Raw genomic sequence first — 22178 nt, 5'->3', positions numbered from 1 at the left:
CGGCCTACAAACTAAGCACAGCGCAAGCCGGGGAATTTCCCGGGTCGCGGCGTTCCGCCTTACCCGGGCTACCGGACAGTGTAAACAGTAGCCCGGCTAAGCGCAGCGCAAGCCGGGGAGTTTCCCGGATAGCGCAAACCGCGAATAGCGCTTAGTCCGGCAGCGAACCGGCGAGGTTGCGCGCCGAAACGCTCTCGCTGACCGGCGCGGGCGGCTCCGGCGCCTTAGCCGGGGCGGCCGCTGGGGCGGAAGAGGCCGGCTGGATCTCAAGGAACGAGGCCAGCATCTTGCGCAGCGTTTCCGGTTTAGTGTCTTCCGCCAGCAGCGCCGCCAGCATCGACGGTAAGCGGCTATCGACTTCCCCTAACGCCAGCCCCGCCAGCAGCGCCGTGCGCGACATATCGCCGCGGTCGCCGCGATGGTGGGCCTCAATTTTTGCGTCCGCGAAGCGCTCGCTGGCGCTGATATCCGGGCGCAGGTAAATCAGCACTTTTCTGCGTTCCAGAGTCATAGACGCTCCTTAGCCAATAATTTTCAGACCACGCACCAGGGCGAACTGCGGCTCTTCAGCCACCACGAAACGGTCCTCTCGCAGGCCCATACGTTCACGAATGGCATCGGCAACCAGCGGCGCGCCGCCGCCAATCACGATGGCATGCGAGTAGCCTTTAAAGCTATCGATAGCCGTCAGGACGCGGGTGGTCAGACGTTCGATGCTGTTAGTGATCACCTTTTTCACCTCAGAAACCGCATCCGGATCGTTGATGTTATCGGTCAGGTACGCTTCGTCATGGCGATTGATAATGATCTGGTCGACGTTATAGCTTGAGGTATCGGTGTTAGCCCGCGCCAGCGCCAGCTTAACGGCGTCGGTCACCAGCGATACGCCCAGCTTCGGGTCGCCGTAAATGCGCGAAACCGAGGTCATCTGCCCGGCGACCATCGAGATATCGAGCGTGGTGCCGCCGAGGTCGATAATCAGCACCGAATGGGAGGGCTTGAGTTCATCGCACAGGCTAATGCCCGCCGGAATCGATTCCGGGCGCACGGTGACTTTGGTGATGTTGAACACCACGCCTTTATTCAGCTTAACTTCGCGCAGCAGGCTCTTTTTCTTACGCTCAATGTTGTCGAGGCGATATTGCGCATCCTCGTCATAAAATTCAGTCAGCGGCAGCGTCACAACTATTTCGACGTCCTGTGGCTCAAGACCGCTGGTCAGCAGCGCGTGATGGACAGCGATGGAGTTCAACGGGCTGTACTGCCAGTCAATATTATTGGTCGGGAGCGCGTCGGGAGTGATCAGGTCGAATGAGTACTTTTCATCATCCACGGTGTAGTTAAAGGGCTTCCCGGAACCGAAGGTGGCAGACCAGCCGCGTTTAAAACTGTTGGGGCTGATATGGGTGAAAGTTTCGCCATCTTGCTCCCACAGCATTTTGATATTGGTTGAACCATCATCGATAAAAATGCGCATCGCATTGCTCCATCACTGAGACAAATAAGAGAAAAATGTAACACCCAAAAGAGTAGCAAGAGTTAAAAAGCAGCGCAAGAGCACGAAAAAGAGACAATTCTGAGCTTTAATTGAGAACAATTAGAGCAAATAACAACTTCACGAACCTAAAGAGAGAATATTTTGAGACAAATTAGAGAAATGCGATTTCTCTTTTTGTCCGCTTTCAACGCTCATTTTTGTCCAAAAAAGAGAGCATCCCTCCCCTCTTTCGTCAGCTGTTTTCGAACGCTTTTTACACCTGGTTGGGTACCACAATGGGCCGTTCCGGCTCAGCCACATTTTCCGGTACCCGACGATATTTATCCAGCAGGTGAATCTGAATGCGACGCAGCATATCGCCGTTGAGCTTGTAATAGCGGAAATAGAGAAACAGCGTCAGGGCAAAAAAGAGCGTCGGCAGCGCAATCATAATCGCCTGCATCCCCAGCAGCGTCCGGGACGACTGGGCCACATTCGGCACATAACCGATGATACCGAGCACGATGGCGATAAACCAGGCCGCGAACGCCGAGCCCGCTTTCACCACCAGCGTCTGCACCGAATAGGCGATACTTTCGCAGCGGATGTTCATCGTATATTCGCCGTAGTCGACGGTATCGGCCACCATAATAACCTGCAGCACCCAGAACAGCGCGGTGCCGATATTCAACAGCACGCCGGCCAGCGAAATCAGCGCGACGTTGTAGACCCCGCTCAGCGCCATCAGCAACAGCACGCCGCAGCCCAGCACCGGCATGATCGAAGCGCCCGCCCACAGAATGCGCCGCGACAGCCCTTTCACCAGCCGCGGAAACAGCACTAACGTCAGCAGGTTCGCCGCGCCGGCGTAGGACATGTAATACGGGAACATCTCCGCGCTGCCAATCACGTAGGTAAAGTAGTAAATCGCAAAGCCAGCGATAATATTCGCCGCCGTGTTATAGGCCAGCGCCATGCCCAACAGGCAGGCCAGCTGATCGTTTTTATAGATCAGCGCCACCATCTGGCGCAGTGAGAGATGGCTGGCATCCTCGCTCACGCCGCTATCCGAGGAGTAAACCTCGTGGACGTTGCGCAGCGTGACGAGGGTGGAAACCACGAAGAAGGCGATCAACACCAGGGTGAACATCTGGAAACCGAAACCGCGGTCGGCGCCGCCCACGGCGCTGACAAACGGCAGCGTGACGCCGGCAGTGACGAATCCCGCCAGGCTGGCGAAAAAGCGTGGATACGGCACCAGCTGTTCACGTTCGCGTTTATCGAGGGTAATGGTCGGCACCAGCGACCAGAACGGCACATCCATGATGGTGTAGGTGAACCCCCACAGCAGGTAGGTCAGCCACACCCATGCCAGCAGCGCCCCGCCGGAGAAGTGATGGGCGCTGAACAGCATATACAGCACCACCGAGTTGGTTATCGTGCCAATCAGGATCCACGGTTTGAATTTCCCCCATCGCGATCGCGTACAGTTGACGATCCAACCCATGATCGGATCGGCTATCGCATCGAGGATCCGCGCCACCAGAAACAAGGTGCCGACCACCCCAACCGACAGTCCAACAATATCGGTGTAGTAATACATCAGGTACATGTAGACGATACCGATAGCGAAATCTTTACCAAAGGCACCAAATCCGTAGCTGAGCTTTGTTGTCATTGAAATACTCATAGGGTACAGGTCGCTGTCGCCAGCGCCTCCTTCAGTGTTTGATAGAGCATGCAGGACGCCGCCGGGTCGTTGCCCCCGGCGGCATGAGAAGATTAACGATGCAGCCAGGACGGCAGCCAGTCGCCGTGGCTGGCGATCAGATCGTCCACCAGCGCGTAGATCTCTTCGATCCCCAGCACCGCGGCGGTGTGCGGATCCATCATCGTGGCGTAATAGACGTAATCGCGATTTTCGGTGAGGATCGCCTCCGTGAGCAGCGTCTGCACGTTGATGTTGGTCTGCATCAGCGCCGCCAGATGCGCCGGCAGCGCGCCCACTTTGGTCGGCTGAATGCCGTTGGCGTCCACCAGGCAAGCCACTTCCACGCAGCAGCCCTGCGGCAGGTTGTCGATAAGGCCGTCATTGCGTACGTTGCCATACACCACGCTTGGCTCGCCGGTCCAGATGGCGTTCATGATGGTGCTGGCATACTCACGGGATGGCTTCACCTCGATGCGCTCGCCGCGCTGATAGCTCTCCAGCTCCTGATGCCAGTTGGCCAGTTGCTCGACGCAGCGTTTCGGGTATTCATCCAGCGGCACTTTATAGCGGGCGATAAGGTCCTCGCGGCCCGGCTTGATAAACCATGGCGTGTATTCGGCAAAATGCTCCGATGACTCGGTCACAAAGTAGCCGAGCTTTTTGAACATCTCATAGCGGACGATGTTTTCGCAGCGCGGGTTGCCGTGCAGGTTAGGCTTCGGCGCGCGCCCATCGGCGTAGGCCTGCAGCAGGTCGGGATAGAGGCTGACATAGCTGCCGTCGGCGAGCTTTTTCTCCAGCGAGAGATAGAACGCCATATGGTTAATCCCGGCGCAGCGGTAGCGTAAATCCGCCGGGTTGAGGTCAAGATCGCGCGCCAGTTCTTCCGCCGTTCCCTGCACCGAGTGGCACAGGCCAACCTGTTTAATATGCGGGTAGCGGGCGTACATGGCCCAGGTGTTCATCGCCATTGGGTTGACGTAGTTAAGCAGGGTGGCGTCCGGGCAGACCTCGGTCATGTCGTCGCAGATAGCCCACAGGTGAGGTATGGTGCGCAGGGCGCGCATAATGCCCCCCGGACCCAGCGTATCGGCGATGGTCTGCTCCAGGCCATGGCGTTTACAGACCTCAAAATCGGTGACGGTACAGGGCTCATAGCCGCCAATCTGGAAGGCGACCACAACGAAATCAGCGCCCTGCAGGGCTGTTTTGCGATCGCGATGGCAGCTGATTTCGCCCTTCGCGCCGACGGAATCCATCAGCTTGCGCACCACGGTATGCGACTCTTCCAGCCGGGTGTCATCGATATCCATCAGCGCGACATGCGCCGATTTCAGCGCCGGGCGCTGGAAAACATCACCGAGAATATTTTTAACGAACACCGTCGAACCGGCGCCGATAAAGGTAATTTTTGGGGCGGTCATTACGCTCTCTCCATCTGGTCATTGAACCCTTGCAGAGTGGCACGCCGTTCAGCGTTGCGCTGCCCTGTTCCCACCGGAGCATTCCCGAAAGCTCAGATCGGCCATTAAGCGCCACAAAATCTGAGTTTTCGGTAACAGATTGCGCAAAAAGGAGAGAAAATGGGCCGATTCTTCCGCTAAGCTGTCGTCAGTTCTGGCGAAAAATGCAGCCACTCTGACAATTCAGGAATACGCTAACGATGGAATACCGCTTCACCTCCCTGCCCCCCGATCCCTTTATGTGCAGCAGCGATGAAAAGCAGAGCCGCAGCCCGCTGGCGCTCTACTCTGAGTATCAGCGTATGGATATCGAGCTGCGCCCGCCGCACGCCATGCCTACCAGCCACTGGCATGGCCAGGTGGAGGTCAACGTGCCGTTCGATGGCGACGTGGAATATTTGATTAATAACGAAGTGGTGCGCATAGAGAAAGGCTATATCACCCTGTTCTGGGCCTGTACGCCGCATCAGTTGACCCGCCCGGGGGATTGCCAGCAGATGGCGATCTTTAACCTGCCGATGCATCTGTTTCTCTCATGGCCGCTGGACCGGGAGCTGATCAACCACGTCACTCACGGGATGGTGATTAAATCCCTCGCCGCCCAGCAGCTGAGCGCCTTCGAGGTGCGCCGCTGGCAGCAGGAGCTGAACCACGACAATGAACAGATTCGCCAGCTGGCGATCGATGAAATCGCCCTGATGCTGAAGCGGCTGAGCCTCGCCGGCTGGCAGCCGATTCTGGTCAACAAAACCTCGCGCACCCATAAGAACAGCGTCTCGCGCCATGCGCAGTTTTATGTCAGCCAGATGCTGGAGTTTATCGCCGCCCACTACGACCAGGCGCTGACCGTCAATGCCGTCGCCGAGCACGTTAAGCTCAACCCGAACTATGCGATGGGGGTATTCCAGAGAGTGATGCAGCAAACCATGAAGCAGTACATTACCGCCATGCGTATCAATCACGTACGGGCGCTGCTGAGCGATACCGACAAGACCATCCTGGATATCGCCCTCACCGCCGGTTTCCGCTCCAGCAGCCGCTTCTACAGCACCTTTACCCGCTACGTGGGGATGCCGCCGCAGCAGTACCGTAAACTCAGCCAACAGCGTCGTCACGGTCTGGCCTTGCCGGAGGCATAAAAAATGCCGCCGGGGTTTCCCCAGGCGGCATGATTAGCAGTGAAAACCGTTAGTCGTTGATACGCGGATGCTGCTGCACCAGACGCGACCGTTTTTCCTGCAGATCGGCGATCTCCTGATCGATATCTTCGATTTTTTGCTCGATGTTATCGTAGTGCTCGCCCAGAATTTCTTTCGCTTCCTGGATGTCCGACGCCGCCGGGGTCGCCCCTTTCAGCGGGCGGTTAGCGGTCTCTTTCATCGACAGGCCCGTCGCCATACCCACCATGGCGACCACCATCAGGTAGTACGCCGGCATCATCAGGTTCTGAGTGGTTTCCACCAGCCACGCCGCCAGGGTTGGCGTCAGACCGGCAATCAGCACCGAGATGTTAAAGGCGCTGGCCAGGGCGCTGAAGCGGATGTGCGTCGGGAACATCGCCGGCAGCGAGGAGGCCATCACCCCGATAAAGCAGTTCAGCACCACCGCCAGCAGCAGCAGACCGGCGAAGATCAGGCTAGTCACGTTGCTGTTGATCATAATGAAGGCCGGGATCGACAGGGCAAACAGCGCCACGCTACCAATCAGGATAAACGGGCGACGGCCGAAGCGGTCGCTAAGCATGCCGATAATCGGCTGCACAAACAGCATCCCGACCATGATAGCGATGATGATCAGTACCCCATGGTCTTCCGAGTAGTGCAGGTTATGCGACAGGTAGCTCGGCATGTAGGTCAGCAGCATGTAGTAGGTCACGTTGGTGGAAATCACCAGACCGATACAGGTCAGCAGGCTACGCCAGTGCTTAGTGGCAATCTCTTTAAAAGAGACCTTCGGCCCGTCCTGCAGACCTTCACGATCGCCCTGCTCCATGGTGTCCACATGCTGCTGGAACGCCGGGGTCTCTTCCAGCGCATGGCGCAGATAGAGGCCGATGATGCCTAGCGGCAGCGCCAGGAAGAACGGGATACGCCAACCCCACTCAAGGAAGTTCTGTTCCCCCACTACGCTGGAGATCAGGACCACCACGCCGGCCCCCATCACAAACCCGGCGATAGAGCCAAAGTCCAGCCAGCTGCCCATAAACCCGCGTTTACGGTCAGGGGAGTATTCCGCGACGAAGATCGACGCCCCGGTATATTCACCACCGACCGAGAAGCCTTGCGCCATTTTACACAGCAGCAGCAGGATCGGCGCCCAGATACCTATCGTGGCATACGAAGGAATAAGGCCGATACAGAAAGTACTTATCGACATGATCACGATAGTTATCGCGAGAATTTTCTGCCGACCGTATTTATCGCCCAGCATCCCGAAGAACAGGCCGCCCAGCGGACGAATTAAAAATGGAACGGAGAAGGTACCGAGTGCGGCAATCATCTGCACACTTGGGTTGGCATCGGGGAAGAAGACTTTACCTAAGGCGTAGGCCACAAAGCCGTAGACGCCGAAATCGAACCACTCCATCGCGTTGCCCAGAGAGGCCGCGGTGATCGCCTTTTTCAGTTTACCATCGTCGATGATGGTCACATCCTTAAGGGTGATGGGCTTTATTTTTTTCCTTTTAAGCATATTTTTCCTCTGCTACTCCGCCTTGAATGCACGTCTCTTCGCCGAATGGCAAAGCCATTCGCAACGTGCGTCAGGAGCGGTGAATTGCTGTGCTCCTCATTTCAAGCGTAGCAGGTTTGCCTGCACTGTCTGCTGACAGAATGTACAACCGAACCTGTTGACGCCTGCTGTGGCTACTGGTGAATAAATGGAGCGGCTCATCGTCATAATTGATGAAATTGACCTGCTCCCCTTTTTTACCCTAACAGTGTTTATATCTGCGATCAACTTCACATAAATTTACCGCCTAATTACAGAGTCCCAGAAAATAAATAAGTTCATTTCCTGCAGATCGCCCGGAAATTATTTCGTCGATGTTGTTCCATCGCCGGCGGTTAATTTCAGCAATTATTCGGTTCTTCCCGGAATAGCGCCCCGGCTATTTTTTAGCAAAAAAACACCCGACAAAAGTGGGTGATTGCGCTATAATCATAGCCACTTTCGGCTCTCAGCCGCTGTTTAAAGGACCAACGTCCTGTTTTTCGACGACATCACGAGGAACGTCATGCAACTGCCACACTGCCCAAAATGCGATTCGACTTACACTTATGAAGACAACGGCATGTACATCTGCCCGGAATGCGCCCATGAGTGGAACCCTGCCGAAGCCACGGAAGAAAACGACGTTCTGATCGTTAAAGATGCCAATGGCAATTTACTGGCCGATGGCGACAGCGTCACGGTAGTGAAAGATCTGAAGGTTAAAGGCAGCTCTTCGATGCTGAAAATCGGCACCAAAGTGAAGAATATCCGCCTGGTCGAAGGCGATCACAATATTGACTGCAAAATTGACGGTTTTGGCCCGATGAAGCTGAAATCTGAATTCGTCAAAAAGAACTGATTTATTTCCGGGCAGGCGACGCGATTATTTTCCCCTATCGCCGTCGCCGCTCCCGATATCCTCACTGCCCTTCGCCTCCCTGCGCATCCGGTTATTTATCCCGCCAGCCGCCGCTATTTACGCTGCCGCCTGCAGCACTATTCCCGCCCCATTTTCGCGCTGCCGTCTGGCTCAATCCCGCTGTGGGCGACTACGCTTTACGGGTTACGGTCACTGAGGTATTCACCATGTCCTTAAGTCCCTACCTTGCCTTTGCGGGCAACTGCGCCGAGGCGATCGCCTTCTATCAGCAGACGCTGGGCGCCGAGCTGATGTTTAAAATGACCTTTGGCGAAATGCCGCCTTCGGCGCAGGAAGCCTCTGACGGCTGCCCGTCTGGCCAGAAGATGGCGGATGACGCCATCGCCCACGCCAGCCTGCGCATCGGCAACGGCGAGCTGATGCTAAGCGACAGCGCCTTCGGGCCCGATGTGCATTACGCCGGCTTCACCCTCGTCCTCGATCCCAACGATGTCGCTGAAGGCCAGCGCTGGTTCGACGCGCTGGCGGTCGGCGGGCGCATTGAGATGGCCTGGCAGGAAACCTTCTGGGCCCACGGCTTCGGCAAAGTCGTCGATCGCTTTGGCGTCCCATGGATGATCAACGTGGTCAAACAAGGCTGACCCCGCCAGGGCGGCCTGGCCGCCCTGTCATCCGTCTGGCATTAACTCTTCATCCTTTAGTCATCATCACTTAACAGAACTGCAACATAAACCGGTCAGGATCGGCTCACAACGCGAGGAGGCTCCTCGCCTATGCTGTGTGAGGCTTGATGACCATGCACCTGTCCAGACATCCGACCAGTTATCCCACGCGCTATCAGGAAATCGCCGCCCGGCTTGAGCAGGAGCTGCGCCACCACTATCGCTGCGGCGACTATCTGCCCGCCGAGCAGCAGCTGGCGACGCGCTTCGATGTAAACCGCCATACCCTGCGTCGGGCTATCGACCAGCTGGTTGAGCGCGGCTGGGTACAACGCCGTCAGGGCGTCGGCGTGCTGGTGCTGATGCGGCCGATCGATTACCCGCTCAATGCCCAGGCGCGGTTCAGCCAGAACCTGCTGGAACAAGGCAGCGATCCCACCAGCGAAAAACTGCTGTCGGTACTGCGCCCCGCCAGCGCGCACGTTGCCGAGGCCTTTGGCATTACCGAGGGCGAGAATGTCATCCACCTGCGCACCCTGCGCCGGGTCAATGGCGTCGCCCTGTGCCTGATTGACCACTACTTCGCCGACCTGCGCTTCTGGCCGGTGTTGCAGACCTTCAGCCACGGCTCGCTGCACAACCTGCTCCGCGATCGGCTTGACGTCGAACTGACCCGGGTGCGCACCAAAATCAGCGCCCGTCGCGCGCAAGCGAAAGAGAGCAAGCTGCTGGAGATCCCCAATATGGCGCCGCTGCTCTGCGTGCGCACCCTCAACAGCCGCCAGGGCGAGCAGGCCGTCACCGAATACTCCGTCAGCCTGACCCGCGCCGACATGATTGAATTCACCATGGAGCACTAAATGCACTTCGATACCGCCACCCGCCAGCGCTGGATGTCCGTGCTGGCCCACAGTGAACCGCAAGATCTTCTGGCACGCATGCACGCCCTGCAGCTGGCGCCGGAGTATGAGCTGATCCGCTCTCCCGAGACAGGCCTGGTGCAGCTTCAGGCCCGGATGGGCGGTATCGGCGACCGTTTCTTCGCCGGCGACGCCACGCTCACCCGGGCGGCGGTACGTCTGGCCGATGGTACGCTCGGCTACAGCTGGATCTTAGGCCGCGACCGCCCGCACGCCGAACGCTGCGCGGCCATCGACGCCCTGCTGCAGTCGCCCCGCCATTTTCACAATTTAATGGAAACCCTGATAACCCCGCTGGAAGCGCTACGCAGCGCGCGCATTGAAGCCCGACGCGCCGAAGTCAACGCCAGCCGGGTCGACTTATTTACCCTGGTTCGCGGAGATAACGCATGACCTTACAACCCGCTTTTACCCTGGCTGTGCAGGATGCCCAACACAGTTTTCGTCGCCTGCTGAAAGCGATGAGCGAGCCGGGGGTGATTGTCTCCCTGCAGCAGTTGCAGCACGGCTGGCAGCCGCTGAACGTCGCCTCCACCAGCCTGCTGTTGACCCTTGCCGATCACGAAACGCCGGTCTGGCTCGCCAGCGCCCTGCATAACGATCTGGTGGGACAGAATCTGCGCTTCCATACCGGCGCGCCGCTGGTGGACCAGCCGCAGCAGGCGGTCTTTGCGGTCGCCAATGACGGCATCAGCGCCGAGCAGCTCAACGTCCTCTCCGCGGGCACCGTCACCGCCCCGGAGACCGGCGTCACGCTGATCGTCCAGCTCGCCAGCCTGAGCGGCGGGCGCATGCTGCGCCTGACCGGGGCAGGCATTGCCGAAGAGCGAATGATCGCCCCTCAGCTGCCGGACTGCATCATTGACGAACTGACGGAGCGCCCGCACCCGTTCCCGCTGGGCATTGACCTGATCCTCACCTGCGGCGAGCGCCTGCTGGCGATCCCGCGCACCACCCACGTGGAGGTTTGCTAAATGTACGTTGCCGTCAAGGGCGGCGAGAAGGCGATCCGCGCCGCTCACGCCTTACAGGAACAGAAACGACGGGGCGATGGACGGCTTCCCGAACTGAGCGTTGACCAGATAAGCGACCAGCTCAATCTGGCGGTGGACCGGGTGATGACCGAGGGCGGCATCGCCGATCGCGAACTGGCGGCGCTGGCGCTCAAGCAGGCCAGCGGCGATAACGTCGAAGCGATCTTCCTGCTGCGCGCCTACCGCACCACCCTGCCGCGGCTGGCGGTTAGCGAACCGATCGACACCGCCGGAATGCGTCTCGAACGCCGCATCTCGGCAGTGTACAAAGATATCCCCGGCGGTCAGCTGCTGGGCCCTACCTACGACTACACCCACCGCCTGCTCGATTTTACCCTGCTGGCGAACGGCGACGCGCCGTCTGTGCCGAAAGCCGATAGCGAAGCGCCGACCTCGCCGCATGTTTTCAGCCTGCTCACGCAGCAGGGGCTGGCGAAGGCCGAGGAAGATCGCGGCACACCGCCCGACGATATCACCCGCACCCCGCCGGTCTACCCCTGCTCGCGTTCTTCGCGCCTGCAGCAGCTGATGCGCGGCGATGAAGGCTACCTGCTGGCGCTGGCCTATTCGACTCAGCGCGGCTATGGCCGCAACCATCCGTTTGCCGGCGAGATCCGCAGCGGCTACGTGCAGGTGGAGATTGTCCCGGAAGAGCTAGGCTTTAGCGTCAATATTGGCGAGCTGCTGCTGACCGAATGCGAAATGGTCAACGGCTTCGTCGCCCCGCAGGATGAACCGCCGCACTTCACCCGCGGCTACGGTCTGACCTTCGGCATGAGCGAGCGCAAAGCGATGGCCATGGCCCTCGTCGACCGCGCCCTGCAGGCGGCGGACTATGACGAAGAGATTGCCGGTCCCGCCCAGGATGAAGAGTTTGTGCTGGCCCACGCCGATAACGTTGAAGCCGCCGGCTTCGTCTCGCATCTAAAGCTACCGCACTATGTCGATTTCCAGGCCGAACTGGCGCTGCTGAAACGCCTGCAACGGGAGAACGAACGTGGCTAACCCACTGACTGGCTATAACTTTGCTTATCTCGACGAGCAAACCAAGCGCATGATCCGCCGGGCTATTCTCAAAGCGGTAGCCATTCCCGGCTATCAGGTGCCGTTCGGCGGTCGCGAAATGCCGATGCCCTACGGCTGGGGCACTGGCGGCATCCAGCTGACCGCCAGCGTCATCGGCGAGAACGACGTGCTGAAGGTGATTGACCAGGGCGCCGATGACACCACCAACGCGGTGTCGATCCGCCAGTTCTTTAAGCGCGTGACCGGCGTCGCCACCACTGAGCGCACTGAAGACGCCACCCTGATCCAGACCCGCCACCGCATCCCGGAGACGCCGCTGGTGGAGGATCAGATCCTGATCTATCAGGTGCCGATCCCGGAGCCGCTGCGCTTTATCGAGCCGCGCGAAACCGAAACCCGCACTATGCACGCCCTGGAAGAGTACGGCGTGATGCAGGTGAAACTGTATGAAGATATCGCCCGCTTCGGCCATATCGCCACCACCTACGCCTACCCGGTGAAGGTCAATGGCCGCTACGTGATGGACCCCTCGCCGATCCCGAAATTCGATAACCCGAAAATGCACATGATGCCGGCGCTGCAGCTGTTCGGCGCCGGGCGCGAAAAGCGGATCTACGCCGTGCCGCCCTATACCCCGGTGGAAAGTCTCGATTTCGACGACCATCCGTTTACCGTCCAGGAGTGGGATGAGCCTTGCGCCATCTGCGGCTCGCGCCACAGCTACCTCGACGAAGTGGTGCTGGATGACAGCGGCCAGCGAATGTTTGTCTGCTCCGATACCGACTATTGCCGCCAGCAGAGCGAGGGGCAGAAAAAATGAGCCAGCCGTTACTTGCCGTCAATCACCTGACCCATCTCTATGCCCCGGATAAAGGCTTCCGCGACGTCTCCTTCGAACTGTGGCCGGGGGAAGTGCTCGGCATCGTTGGGGAGTCCGGATCCGGTAAAACCACCCTGCTGAAGGCGATTTCCGCCCGCCTGACGCCGCAGCGGGGCGAGGTGCTGTACCAGCAGCGCTCGCTGTACGCCATGAGCGAAGCCGAACGCCGCCGCCTGCTGCGCACCGAATGGGGGGTGGTGCATCAGCACCCAATGGACGGCCTGCGTCGCCAGGTCTCCGCCGGGGGCAACATCGGCGAACGGCTGATGGCCACCGGCGCGCGCCACTACGGCAACATTCGCGCCACCGCCGAAAAGTGGCTGCAGGAGGTGGAGATCCCGCCCTCGCGCATCGACGACCTGCCCACCACCTTTTCCGGCGGCATGCAGCAGCGCCTGCAGATCGCCCGCAATCTCGTCACCCAGCCGAAGCTGGTGTTTATGGATGAACCCACCGGCGGGCTGGATGTGTCCGTGCAGGCGCGGCTGCTTGACCTGCTGCGCGGCCTGGCGGTGGAGCTGAATCTGGCGGTGGTGATTGTCACCCACGATCTCGGCGTCGCCCGCCTGCTGGCGAACCGACTGCTGGTGATGAAGCAGGGCCAGGTGGTGGAGAGTGGCTTAACCGACCGGGTGCTCGACGATCCGCATCACCCTTACACCCAGCTGTTGGTGTCGTCGGTATTGCAGAACTGACGCTGTTTTGCCGGGCGGCGGCTGCGCCTGACCCGGCCTGCAGATGCGTTATTCGTAGGCCGGGTCAGCGAAGCGCCACCCGGCAACTCAACCCCGTGAGGGCTAACATGATCCGCGTTGAAAACATTCATAAAACCTTTGTTCTGCACCAGCAGCACGGCGTGCGTCTGCCGGTGCTGGCCGACGCCTCGCTGACCGTTAACGCCGGGGAGTGCGTGGTGCTCCATGGCCACTCCGGCAGCGGCAAATCGACCCTGCTGCGCTCGCTGTACGCCAACTATCTGCCGGACAGCGGCCATATTCATATCCGCCACGGCGACGAATGGGTCGATCTGGTCACCGCCACGCCGCGCAAGGTGCTGGAAGTGCGTCAAACCACCATCGGCTGGGTCAGCCAGTTTCTGCGGGTGATCCCGCGCATTTCGGCGCTGGAGGTGGTGATGCAGCCGCTGCTCGACCTCGGGACGCCGCGTGAAGCGAGCGCCGCCAAAGCCGCCCAGCTGCTGACCCGCCTCAACGTTCCCGAACGTCTGTGGCATCTTGCGCCGTCGACCTTTTCCGGCGGCGAACAGCAGCGGGTCAATATCGCCCGCGGTTTTGCGGTCGACTATCCGATCCTGCTCCTCGATGAACCCACCGCCTCACTGGATGCCAAAAACAGTGCTGCCGTGGTCGACCTGATCCACGATGCCAAAGCGCGCGGCGCGGCCATCGTCGGGATTTTCCATGACGAAGGGGTACGCCGCCAGGTCGCCGACCGGCTGCACCCCATGGGAATGACAGCATGATTATCAATAACGTAAAACTGGTTCTCGACGACGACGTGGTACACGGTTCGCTGGAAGTCCAGGGCGGTCGCATTCTCGCCTTCGCGGAAAGCCAGAGCCGGCTGCCGCAGGCGCTGGATGGCGAAGGCGGCTGGCTGCTGTCGGGCCTTATCGAACTGCATACCGATAACCTCGACAAATTCTTTACCCCGCGACCGAAGGTGGACTGGCCGGCCCACTCGGCGATGAGCAGCCACGATGCAATGATGGTCGCCAGCGGCATCACCACCGTGCTCGACGCCGTGGCGATTGGCGACGTGCGCGATGGCGGCGATCGTCTTGAGAATCTGGAGAAGATGGTCAATGCGGTGGAAGAGACGCAAAAGCGTGGTCTTAACCGCGCCGAGCACCGTCTGCACCTGCGCTGCGAGCTGCCGCATCACACCACGCTGCCGCTGTTTGAAAAGCTGATCGAGCGCGAATCGGTGAGCATGGTCTCGCTGATGGATCACTCCCCGGGCCAGCGCCAGTATGCCGATCGCAGCAAGTACCGCGATTACTATCAGGGAAAGTACCATCTGACGCATGACGAGATGGATCGTTTTGAAGCCGAGCAGATGGCCCTGGCCGCTACCTGGTCGCAGCCCAATCGCCAGACCATTGCCGCCATGTGCCGCGCCCGCCGTATCGCCCTCGCCAGCCACGACGACGCCACCGAGGCGCATGTGGCTGAATCCCACCAGTTGGGTAGCGTGATCGCCGAGTTTCCTACCACCCTGGTCGCGGCGCAGGCTTCACGTCAGCACGGGATGCACGTCCTGATGGGGGCGCCGAATATCGTGCGCGGCGGTTCCCACTCCGGCAACGTCGCCGCCCACCAGCTGGCGAATCACGGTTTGCTCGACATTCTCTCTTCCGACTACTACCCCGCCAGCCTGCTGGATGCCGCATTCCGCATCGCCGACGCCGAGGATAACGCCTTCACCCTGGCGCAGGCGATCCGTCTGGTCAGCAAACATCCGGCGCAGGCGCTGGGCCTTGACGATCGCGGCGTCATCGCCGAGGGGAAACGCGCCGACCTGGTGCTGGCGCACCGTCGCGGCGAGCATGTCCACATCGACCATGTCTGGCGCCAGGGAAGGAGGGTCTTTTAATGCCGGGGAAACTGATTTGGCTGGTGGGGCCCTCCGGCTCCGGTAAAGACAGCCTGCTGGCGGCGCTGCGCCAGCGCGAGCACCCGCAGCTGCTGGTGGCGCATCGTTACATTACCCGGCCCTTTAACGCCGGTAACGAAAACCATATCGCCCTCAGCGAACATGAATTTTTTACCCGCGCCGAGCAGCATCTCTTTGCCCTCAGCTGGCACGCCAACCATACTTACTATGGCATTGGCGTGGAGATCGACCTCTGGCTGCACGCCGGCTTCGACGTGGTGGCCAATGGATCCCGCGCCCATCTGGCGCTGGCGCGGGAACGCTACGGCGAGGTGCTGGTGCCGATCTGTCTCGCCGTCTCGCCGCCGGTGCTGCGCCAGCGGCTGGAGCAGCGCGGCCGGGAAAATGCGGTGGACATCGCCCAGCGTCTGGACCGCGCCGCGCGCTATAAGCCGGACGATTGCCTTACGCTGAATAACGACGGCAGTCTCCGACAATCGGTCGATGAATTTTTCCGCCTGCTGCGCAGCCACGCGGTGCGCGAAGCGGATCCGCTGGTATAAACACAAGGTGACACGATGAGCCTGACCCTCCGCTTAACCGGCACCGGCGGCGCTCAGCTGGTGCCGGTCTTCGGCTGCGATTGCGCGGCCTGCCGCCGCGCCCGCCGTGAGGAAAGCCATCGCCGCCGCCCCTGCAGCGGGGTGGTGACGTTCAACAGCGCAGTGACGCTGCTGGACGCCGGCAGGCCGGATCTGATGGAACATCATCCCGCCGGCAGCTTTCAGCAAGTGCTGCTAACCCACTATCACCTGGATCATGTGCAGGGGCTGTTTCCGCTGCGCTGGGGCGTGGGCGGGCCGCTCCCGGTCTATGGCCCGCCGGACGACGCCGGCTGCGACGATCTGCTCAAGCACCCCGGCCTGCTCGACTTCAGCCATACCGTCACGCCGTTTGTGGTGTTTGAGCTGCAGGGCCTGCGGGTGACGCCCCTGCCGCTCAACCATTCGAAGCTCACCTTCGGTTATCTGCTGGAGTCGGCCCACAGTCGGGTGGCCTGGCTCTCGGATACCGCCGGGCTGCCGGACAAGACGCTGAAGTTTTTACTCAACAATCGCCCGCAGGCGATGATCATCGACTGCAGCCATGAGCCGCGCGCGCAGACCCCGCGTAACCACAACGATTTCACTACCGTTTGCGCCCTTAACCAGGCGATAGGCTGTCCGCGAGTGATCCTCACCCATATCAGCCATCAGTTTGACGTCTGGATGATGGATAACCCGCTACCGGAAGGTTTCGAAGCGGGCTATGACGGGATGGAAATAGTACTGGATTAAGCGTCGGTCTGCAGCGGGGCGATCAATAGTCATCGTCCAGACGACGCTGATCGCTTTCTAACTGGCGGCGATCGCGATCGAGCTGGCGCTGGCGTTCATCCAGCTGACGGCGGCGATCGTCCAGCTGGCGTTGCCGATCGTCATACTGACGCTGGCTGTCACGACTCTGCTGGCGGCTCCCTTGATAGCGCCCGTCATCATAACGGCCATCGTCGTTGTCTCTGTCGTCGTCGTCACTGGAACGGCTACTGCCCGGGTTATAGGCGTCGTTAATGGCTTGCTGAATATTGCCGATCGCGTCATCGATAATATCGGCGCGAGCGGCCAGGCTGGTCAGCGACAGAGTGCAAAAGAGCAGTGCGGTTGCGTAACGTTTCATCGGGGCCAATCTCATCAGAGTCCTGCCGCTACCTTAATCAACGGCATGCCGCCCGGGTAGCGGAGGAATCTCAAATCCTCGCGTACGCCGCGCTTAGCGCCTGCGCCAGCTGGGCGCGGGTAAAGGGCTTACGCAGCCACTCCACCTCCGGCAGGGCCGGGTTCTGCGCCGGGCGCAAATCCTGACCGCTGATCAGCAGTACCGGCAGCGCCGGAAAGCGGCGTCGGGCGGTATGAATCACATCGGCGCCGCTCAGCGCGCCGGGCAGCATCAAATCGCTGATCAACAGGGCGATATCCGGCGAGGCCTCCAGCAGCTGCAGCGCCTCTTCCCCGCTGGTGGTTTCCAGCGTCAGCCAGCCCAGCTGATGCAGCTGTTCGCACAGCGTCTGGCGAACATCCTCTTCATCCTCCAGCACCAGCGCCAGCCGCTCTCCCGCTGGGATGGGTTCGTCTTCCACCGGCGCCACCGCCTTCCCGACCTCGGTCATCGCCCGGGGCAGCTGCAGCCGCACCGTCGTCCCCTGCCCCGGCGCGCTTTCCAGCGCCACCCGGCCGCCCGACTGGCGCACAAAGCCATACACCATCGACAGCCCCAGGCCGCTGCCGCTGCCGGTGGCTTTGGTGGTGAAGAAGGGTTCAAACACCCGGGCTTTCACCGCCTGCGACATGCCGCTGCCGTGATCGATCACCTCCAGGGCCACCATATCCTGCCGCTGGCCGCTGCTGCGAGTGACCCGCTGATTCCAGGTGCGAATTTTAATGACGCCCGTGCGCCCGGCCATGGCGTCGCGGGCGTTCATCACCAGATTGATCAGGGCGTTTTCCAGCTGGCCGACGTCTATCCATGCCGGCCATGCCGGCGACTGCGCCTCAATCTCCAGGCTCAAGGTCGCCGGCAGGGAGTGGCGCATCAGCTCGCTGAGGTTCTCCAGCAGCGGCGCCATCGCCACCGCCTGGGGATGCAGCGCCTGCTTGCGCGAAAAGGCCAGCAGCCGCTGGGTCAGCAGCGCCCCGCGTTCCGCCGCCTTCAGCGCCCTGGTGAGGCGCGGCGCATCCTGCGCATTCGGCTCCACCAGCTCAAGGCTGCCGATGATCACCGCCAGCAGGTTGTTAAAATCATGCGCCAGGCCTCCGGTCAGCTGGCCGACGGCCTTCATCTTCTGGCTGTGCAGCAGCGCCTCCTCCAGCTCCTGGCGCTTAATCCGATCGATCTCCATCTGGGTGGTCTTCTCTTTCAGCAGCCGGGTGGTGTGCTCCAGCGACGCCGTATTGCGGGCGAAAACGTTAAAGGCGCGCGCCAGTTCGCCCAGCTCGTCGCGCCGCTGCAGGGCCGGCACCGAGACGTTCGGCTCTCCCTGAGCCAGCCGCGACATCGCCCGCGAGATAGCGGTCAGGTTAGAGCCCAGGTTACGGTAGATGTACCACCCGGCGCAGCCGGTGATCGCCAGCGCCAGCAGCGCGGAAAGCAGAATAAACATGCTGATGGAGCGCAGCTCCCGATGGCTCTGCGCCGCCCGCTGTTCGGAGGCTTCCGCCACCCGGGTCACGTACTGATTGATGTCGTCGTTAAGCAGCGCGACCAGCGCTTTGATGTGGTACATGTACCAGCTGATCGTCAGGTCGCTCTCCTCCAGCTGGGCCGACAGCGGGGCAAGTTTCGCCAGCTCCCGGGTGACGTCGGGGAGAACAAACGCCAGCGCGGGATCGGCGCTATGGGCCGGCAGGTCGCCGCGCAGCTGGTCGAGCTGCAGGACGATCGACCGCGGCGTGACGGTATGGATCGCGGCGACGATCAGCCGGTCCATCTCGGCCAGCCGGCGAGGATCGATCGCCCGCTCCCCGCCGCGATCGTTAAGATCGGCGAGATGGCGCAGGTTGCTCTGATTCTGGTAAAGCGAACTCAGCAGCGCATTGCGCTGCAGATGGCGGCGCTGGCCGCGCTCCAGCATCTCCGCCACGCTCTGCTGCAGCGCGTTGCTGCGGCGAATAATACTGGCCACCAGCGCCTGCTCCTGCTGCGCCAGCGGGGCCGCCGCCAGCTGGGCCAGCGAGTGCTTCAGCGCCTGCTGCGTCGCCAGCAGCCGTTCCGCTTCGCTTTTGTACTCCAGCGCGCCCACCACCTGCGACAGGCGCACCGCCGCCGTGGCGACATTCGCCGTGTCCCGCGCCAGATCCATACTGCCGCGCATATCGTTGAGGGTCTGGCGCTGCACCTGCTCCTGCAGCTGGCTGGCGTGGTGAAAGCCGAACACCGCCACGCCGCTAACCAGCAGGGTGACGACCACCATCAGCAGATTAAAGGAGAGCAGGCGGCCACGGGCGCTGGTGAAAAACGGGTGTCGGCGAGCGGTCATAGCAACTCCGGTGAAGGAACGGTCGGCAGATAGGCGTGACGGTGCAGAAAATGACGCCGCGTAACTGTGATCGCGGTTAACTATTTATCACTATGACAAATATGAATGGATTCTGACATCCTGCATTTATTTTCCGGTGGTGGACTGCAGCTATTGTTCTCGCAGACAGGAGCGCCGTGATGACCGCCACCCCGGTACTGGAAATGCGCCATATCGCCAAAGCTTTTGGCAAATTCTACGCGCTGAAGGGCGTCGACCTGACGGTCTGGCCCGGCGAGATCCATGCCCTGATGGGGGAAAACGGCGCCGGAAAAAGCACGCTGATGAAGATCCTCGCCGGCGCCTATACCGCCACCAGCGGCGAGATCCTGATCGACGGAAAACCGCAAACGATCCGCGGCCCCAAGGACGCGCTGGCCGCCGGGATCACGTTGATCTACCAGGAGATGCAGCTGGCGCCGAACCTGACCGTCGCGGAAAACATTTTCCTCGGCAGCGAGCTGGCGCGCGGTGGCCTGGTGCAGCGCAAAGCGATGCTCAGCCAGGCGCAGGCGGTGATCGACCGTCTCGGCGCCCAGTTCAAGGCCAGCGACCGGGTGATGACCCTGACCATCGCCGAACAGCAGCAGGTGGAGATCGCCCGCGCTCTGCACCGTCAAAGCCGCATTCTGGTGATGGATGAACCCACCGCCGCCCTCTCCTCGCGGGAAACCCAGCGCCTGTTCGACCTCATCCTGCGCCTGCGTGACGAGGGGATGGCGATCATCTATATCAGCCACCGCATGGCGGAAGTGTATGAGCTCTCCGACCGGGTCAGCGTCCTGCGCGATGGGCAGTATGTCGGCAGCCTGGTGCGCGACAAGCTCAATGCGTCGGAGCTGGTGCGCATGATGGTCGGCCGTCCGCTCAGCGATCTGTTCAATAAAGAGCGCGATATTCCCCGCGGCCAGCCGCGCCTGCGGGTCGAGGATCTGACCGATGGCGGCAAGGTTAAGCCCAGCAGCCTGGTGGTGCACGCTGGCGAAATCGTCGGCCTCGCCGGGCTGGTCGGCGCCGGACGCTCCGAGCTGGCGCAGCTGATCTTTGGCGTGCGCAAAGCCACCGGCGGGGTGATCGAGATCGACGGCGAGCCGGTGGTGATCCACTCGCCGCGCGAAGCCATCGACCATGGAATCGGCTTTCTGACCGAAAATCGCAAAGAGCAGGGCCTGTTTCTCGAACTGGCGGCCCAGGAAAACATCACCATGGCGACGCTGGAGCGCGACGCGACCTGGGGGATGCTCAATCGCCGTAAGGCGCAAACTATTTCCGATGACGCCATCCAGCTGCTGAACATCCGCGTGCCGCACGCCCAGGTACGCGCCGGCGGACTGTCCGGCGGCAACCAGCAGAAGCTGTTAATTTCGCGCTGGGTGGCGATTGGCCCACGCATTCTGATCCTCGATGAACCCACCCGCGGCGTCGACGTCGGCGCGAAAAGCGAGATTTACCGCATCATGAACGACATGGCGCGCCAGGGCGTCGCTATTCTGATGATCTCCAGCGAACTGCCTGAAGTGGTGGGCATGAGCGACCGGGTCTATGTGATGCGCGAAGGGACTATCGCCGGCGAGCTGCAGTCCGGCGATATCAGCCAGGAACAGATCATGACGCTGGCCACCGGCGTGAACGATTCTCACCTTAAGGCAGGGCAACTATGAGCATACCGAAAGAGACCTCCGCGCCGGTCGCGACATCCGCTTCGGCGAAAAAAATGCTGATGGGCGACCTGATGCAGACCGTCGGCATTCTGCCGATCCTCATCCTGATCGTCGCCGTTTTCGGCTTTATCGCCCCCAACTTCTTCACGGAAAGCAATCTGCTGAATATCACCCGCCAGGCCTCGATCAACATTGTGCTGGCGGCGGGAATGACCTTTATCATCCTCACCGGCGGCATTGACCTCTCCGTCGGCTCCATTCTCGGCACCACCGCGGTGGCGGCAATGGTGGTCTCGCTGATCCCGGAGTTGGCGTTGCTGTCGATTCCGGCGGCGCTGATGCTCGGCCTGCTGCTTGGGCTGTTCAACGGCGCGCTGGTGGCCTTCGCCGGGCTACCGCCGTTTATCGTCACCCTCGGTACCTACACGGCGCTGCGCGGCGCCGCCTATCTGCTGGCCGACGGCACCACGGTAATCAACTCCGATATCAGCTTCGAGTGGATCGGCAATGACTACCTCGGCCCGGTGCCGTGGCTGGTGGTCATCGCCCTGGCGGTTATCGCGGTGTGCTGGTTTATCCTGCGCCGAACCACCCTTGGGGTGCATATCTACGCGGTGGGCGGCAACATGCAGGCGGCGCGGCTGACCGGCATCAAAGTCTGGCTGGTGCTGCTGTTTGTCTATGGCATGAGCGGCCTGCTCTCCGGCCTTGGCGGGGTGATGAGCGCCTCCCGGCTGTACAGCGCCAACGGCAACCTCGGGGTCGGCTACGAGCTGGACGCCATCGCCGCGGTCATTCTCGGCGGCACCAGCTTCGTCGGCGGCATCGGCACCATCACCGGTACGCTGGTGGGGGCGCTGATTATCGCCACCCTCAATAACGGTATGACCCTGATGGGGGTCTCCTACTTCTGGCAACTGGTGATCAAAGGGGCGGTGATCATCATTGCGGTGCTGATCGACAAATACCGTACCCGACACCATCAAAGTGCATAACAACACCATCTTACCTGCGAGGAAAAGCGA

22 protein-coding genes are annotated in these 22178 nt (G+C 60.8%); 15 read left to right on the top strand and 7 right to left on the bottom strand.

The window, feature by feature from the left end:
- Positions 1–151: 151 nt before the first annotated feature.
- From L2I46_RS23615 to L2I46_RS23600, 4 genes are all read right to left on the bottom strand, one after another.
- Positions 152–511: a plasmid partitioning/stability family protein gene (locus L2I46_RS23615; protein ID WP_105491299.1), complete on the bottom strand. Its 360-nt coding sequence runs from the start codon at positions 509–511 to the stop codon at positions 152–154.
- Between the two features lie 9 nt (positions 512–520).
- On the bottom strand, positions 521–1477 hold the full coding sequence (gene parM / locus L2I46_RS23610) for a plasmid segregation protein ParM domain-containing protein (RefSeq protein ID WP_032454592.1): 957 nt from the start codon (positions 1475–1477) through the stop codon (positions 521–523).
- A gap of 274 nt (positions 1478–1751) precedes the next feature.
- Positions 1752–3167 (bottom strand): melibiose:sodium transporter MelB, encoded by a 1416-nt coding sequence (gene melB / locus L2I46_RS23605; RefSeq protein WP_032454591.1) that lies wholly within the window; start codon positions 3165–3167, stop codon positions 1752–1754.
- 92 nt (positions 3168–3259) lie between these two features.
- The gene (locus L2I46_RS23600) at positions 3260–4612 is read right to left on the bottom strand and encodes an alpha-glucosidase/alpha-galactosidase (RefSeq protein ID WP_023291675.1); all 1353 of its coding nucleotides are present in this window, start codon (positions 4610–4612) and stop codon (positions 3260–3262) included.
- 239 nt (positions 4613–4851) lie between these two features.
- Between L2I46_RS23600 and melR the strand changes: the two genes are divergently transcribed.
- Positions 4852–5790: a transcriptional regulator MelR gene (melR, locus tag L2I46_RS23595; protein ID WP_004206385.1), complete on the top strand. Its 939-nt coding sequence runs from the start codon at positions 4852–4854 to the stop codon at positions 5788–5790.
- A 49-nt stretch (positions 5791–5839) separates the two neighbouring features.
- Here melR and proP read toward each other — a convergent pair whose 3' ends face one another.
- A complete protein-coding gene (gene proP, locus L2I46_RS23590; protein ID WP_032454589.1) occupies positions 5840–7342 on the bottom strand; it encodes a glycine betaine/L-proline transporter ProP in 1503 nt (500 codons plus the stop codon).
- A gap of 544 nt (positions 7343–7886) precedes the next feature.
- On the opposite strand from proP, the gene L2I46_RS23585 reads away from it, so the two are divergent.
- From L2I46_RS23585 to phnP, 12 genes are all read left to right on the top strand, one after another.
- On the top strand, positions 7887–8222 hold the full coding sequence (locus tag L2I46_RS23585) for a zinc ribbon domain-containing protein YjdM (RefSeq protein ID WP_023291672.1): 336 nt from the start codon (positions 7887–7889) through the stop codon (positions 8220–8222).
- 227 nt (positions 8223–8449) lie between these two features.
- Positions 8450–8884 carry a VOC family metalloprotein YjdN gene (yjdN, locus tag L2I46_RS23580; protein WP_023291671.1) on the top strand — a complete coding sequence of 145 codons (435 nt, stop codon included), beginning with the start codon at positions 8450–8452 and terminating at the stop codon, positions 8882–8884.
- A gap of 155 nt (positions 8885–9039) precedes the next feature.
- Positions 9040–9765, top strand: coding sequence for a phosphonate metabolism transcriptional regulator PhnF (gene phnF, locus L2I46_RS23575; RefSeq protein ID WP_072421275.1), 726 nt, complete (start codon positions 9040–9042; stop codon positions 9763–9765).
- Positions 9766–10218 (top strand): phosphonate C-P lyase system protein PhnG, encoded by a 453-nt coding sequence (phnG, locus tag L2I46_RS23570; protein ID WP_236948266.1) that lies wholly within the window; start codon positions 9766–9768, stop codon positions 10216–10218.
- Positions 10215–10799 carry a phosphonate C-P lyase system protein PhnH gene (gene phnH, locus L2I46_RS23565; protein WP_008807244.1) on the top strand — a complete coding sequence of 195 codons (585 nt, stop codon included), beginning with the start codon at positions 10215–10217 and terminating at the stop codon, positions 10797–10799. Before phnG ends, phnH begins: the two co-directional genes overlap by 4 nt.
- Entirely contained in the window at positions 10800–11864 is a 1065-nt protein-coding gene (locus L2I46_RS23560) for a carbon-phosphorus lyase complex subunit PhnI (protein ID WP_023291667.1), read from the top strand.
- The gene (locus L2I46_RS23555; RefSeq protein WP_002885202.1) at positions 11857–12705 is read left to right on the top strand and encodes an alpha-D-ribose 1-methylphosphonate 5-phosphate C-P-lyase PhnJ; all 849 of its coding nucleotides are present in this window, start codon (positions 11857–11859) and stop codon (positions 12703–12705) included. Before L2I46_RS23560 ends, L2I46_RS23555 begins: the two co-directional genes overlap by 8 nt.
- On the top strand, positions 12702–13460 hold the full coding sequence (phnK, locus tag L2I46_RS23550; RefSeq protein ID WP_023291666.1) for a phosphonate C-P lyase system protein PhnK: 759 nt from the start codon (positions 12702–12704) through the stop codon (positions 13458–13460). The genes L2I46_RS23555 and phnK overlap by 4 nt, the downstream gene beginning before the upstream one ends.
- Before the next feature lie 107 nt (positions 13461–13567).
- A complete protein-coding gene (gene phnL / locus L2I46_RS23545; protein ID WP_023291665.1) occupies positions 13568–14248 on the top strand; it encodes a phosphonate C-P lyase system protein PhnL in 681 nt (226 codons plus the stop codon).
- Positions 14245–15381 carry an alpha-D-ribose 1-methylphosphonate 5-triphosphate diphosphatase gene (gene phnM, locus L2I46_RS23540; RefSeq protein WP_236948265.1) on the top strand — a complete coding sequence of 379 codons (1137 nt, stop codon included), beginning with the start codon at positions 14245–14247 and terminating at the stop codon, positions 15379–15381. The genes phnL and phnM overlap by 4 nt, the downstream gene beginning before the upstream one ends.
- Positions 15381–15944, top strand: coding sequence for a ribose 1,5-bisphosphokinase (gene phnN / locus L2I46_RS23535; protein WP_004206368.1), 564 nt, complete (start codon positions 15381–15383; stop codon positions 15942–15944). Before phnM ends, phnN begins: the two co-directional genes overlap by 1 nt.
- Positions 15945–15959: 15 nt before the next feature.
- Entirely contained in the window at positions 15960–16718 is a 759-nt protein-coding gene (gene phnP / locus L2I46_RS23530) for a phosphonate metabolism protein PhnP (protein WP_236948264.1), read from the top strand.
- 22 nt (positions 16719–16740) lie between these two features.
- Here phnP and yjdP read toward each other — a convergent pair whose 3' ends face one another.
- Positions 16741–17097: a DDRRRQL repeat protein YjdP gene (gene yjdP / locus L2I46_RS23525; RefSeq protein ID WP_032429059.1), complete on the bottom strand. Its 357-nt coding sequence runs from the start codon at positions 17095–17097 to the stop codon at positions 16741–16743.
- Positions 17098–17167: 70 nt separating this feature from the next.
- Positions 17168–19453: an ATP-binding protein gene (locus L2I46_RS23520; protein WP_032454585.1), complete on the bottom strand. Its 2286-nt coding sequence runs from the start codon at positions 19451–19453 to the stop codon at positions 17168–17170.
- Between the two features lie 179 nt (positions 19454–19632).
- Between L2I46_RS23520 and L2I46_RS23515 the strand changes: the two genes are divergently transcribed.
- Both L2I46_RS23515 and L2I46_RS23510 read left to right on the top strand, forming a co-directional pair.
- Positions 19633–21153, top strand: coding sequence for a sugar ABC transporter ATP-binding protein (locus tag L2I46_RS23515; protein ID WP_236948263.1), 1521 nt, complete (start codon positions 19633–19635; stop codon positions 21151–21153).
- Positions 21150–22148, top strand: coding sequence for an ABC transporter permease subunit (locus tag L2I46_RS23510; protein WP_023291658.1), 999 nt, complete (start codon positions 21150–21152; stop codon positions 22146–22148). Before L2I46_RS23515 ends, L2I46_RS23510 begins: the two co-directional genes overlap by 4 nt.
- Positions 22149–22178 lie beyond the last annotated feature (30 nt).

Source organism: Klebsiella sp. 2019SCSN059 (assembly GCF_021739525.1).
Lineage (GTDB): Bacteria > Pseudomonadota > Gammaproteobacteria > Enterobacterales > Enterobacteriaceae > Klebsiella > Klebsiella quasipneumoniae.
Note: the sequence above shows the minus strand (reverse complement) of the source record. Positions and strands in the feature narration are given on the sequence as shown.

Bases quoted from the DNA above. Each gene is read 5' to 3' on its own strand.
- L2I46_RS23600 (WP_023291675.1), bottom strand. From the start codon at position 4,612: ATGACCGCCCCAAAAATTACCTTTATCGGCGCCGGTTCGACGGTGTTC.
- proP (WP_032454589.1), bottom strand. From the start codon at position 7,342: ATGCTTAAAAGGAAAAAAATAAAGCCCATCACCCTTAAGGATGTGACC.
- L2I46_RS23515 (WP_236948263.1), top strand. From the start codon at position 19,633: ATGACCGCCACCCCGGTACTGGAAATGCGCCATATCGCCAAAGCTTTT.
- phnG (WP_236948266.1), top strand. From the start codon at position 9,766: ATGCACTTCGATACCGCCACCCGCCAGCGCTGGATGTCCGTGCTGGCC.
- melB (WP_032454591.1), bottom strand. From the start codon at position 3,167: ATGAGTATTTCAATGACAACAAAGCTCAGCTACGGATTTGGTGCCTTT.
- phnF (WP_072421275.1), top strand. From the start codon at position 9,040: ATGCACCTGTCCAGACATCCGACCAGTTATCCCACGCGCTATCAGGAA.
- L2I46_RS23560 (WP_023291667.1), top strand. From the start codon at position 10,800: ATGTACGTTGCCGTCAAGGGCGGCGAGAAGGCGATCCGCGCCGCTCAC.
- L2I46_RS23615 (WP_105491299.1), bottom strand. From the start codon at position 511: ATGACTCTGGAACGCAGAAAAGTGCTGATTTACCTGCGCCCGGATATC.
- L2I46_RS23520 (WP_032454585.1), bottom strand. From the start codon at position 19,453: ATGACCGCTCGCCGACACCCGTTTTTCACCAGCGCCCGTGGCCGCCTG.
- phnN (WP_004206368.1), top strand. From the start codon at position 15,381: ATGCCGGGGAAACTGATTTGGCTGGTGGGGCCCTCCGGCTCCGGTAAA.
- phnP (WP_236948264.1), top strand. From the start codon at position 15,960: ATGAGCCTGACCCTCCGCTTAACCGGCACCGGCGGCGCTCAGCTGGTG.
- phnH (WP_008807244.1), top strand. From the start codon at position 10,215: ATGACCTTACAACCCGCTTTTACCCTGGCTGTGCAGGATGCCCAACAC.
- parM (WP_032454592.1), bottom strand. From the start codon at position 1,477: ATGCGCATTTTTATCGATGATGGTTCAACCAATATCAAAATGCTGTGG.
- L2I46_RS23510 (WP_023291658.1), top strand. From the start codon at position 21,150: ATGAGCATACCGAAAGAGACCTCCGCGCCGGTCGCGACATCCGCTTCG.
- phnM (WP_236948265.1), top strand. From the start codon at position 14,245: ATGATTATCAATAACGTAAAACTGGTTCTCGACGACGACGTGGTACAC.
- melR (WP_004206385.1), top strand. From the start codon at position 4,852: ATGGAATACCGCTTCACCTCCCTGCCCCCCGATCCCTTTATGTGCAGC.
- phnK (WP_023291666.1), top strand. From the start codon at position 12,702: ATGAGCCAGCCGTTACTTGCCGTCAATCACCTGACCCATCTCTATGCC.
- L2I46_RS23585 (WP_023291672.1), top strand. From the start codon at position 7,887: ATGCAACTGCCACACTGCCCAAAATGCGATTCGACTTACACTTATGAA.
- yjdP (WP_032429059.1), bottom strand. From the start codon at position 17,097: ATGAAACGTTACGCAACCGCACTGCTCTTTTGCACTCTGTCGCTGACC.
- phnL (WP_023291665.1), top strand. From the start codon at position 13,568: ATGATCCGCGTTGAAAACATTCATAAAACCTTTGTTCTGCACCAGCAG.
- yjdN (WP_023291671.1), top strand. From the start codon at position 8,450: ATGTCCTTAAGTCCCTACCTTGCCTTTGCGGGCAACTGCGCCGAGGCG.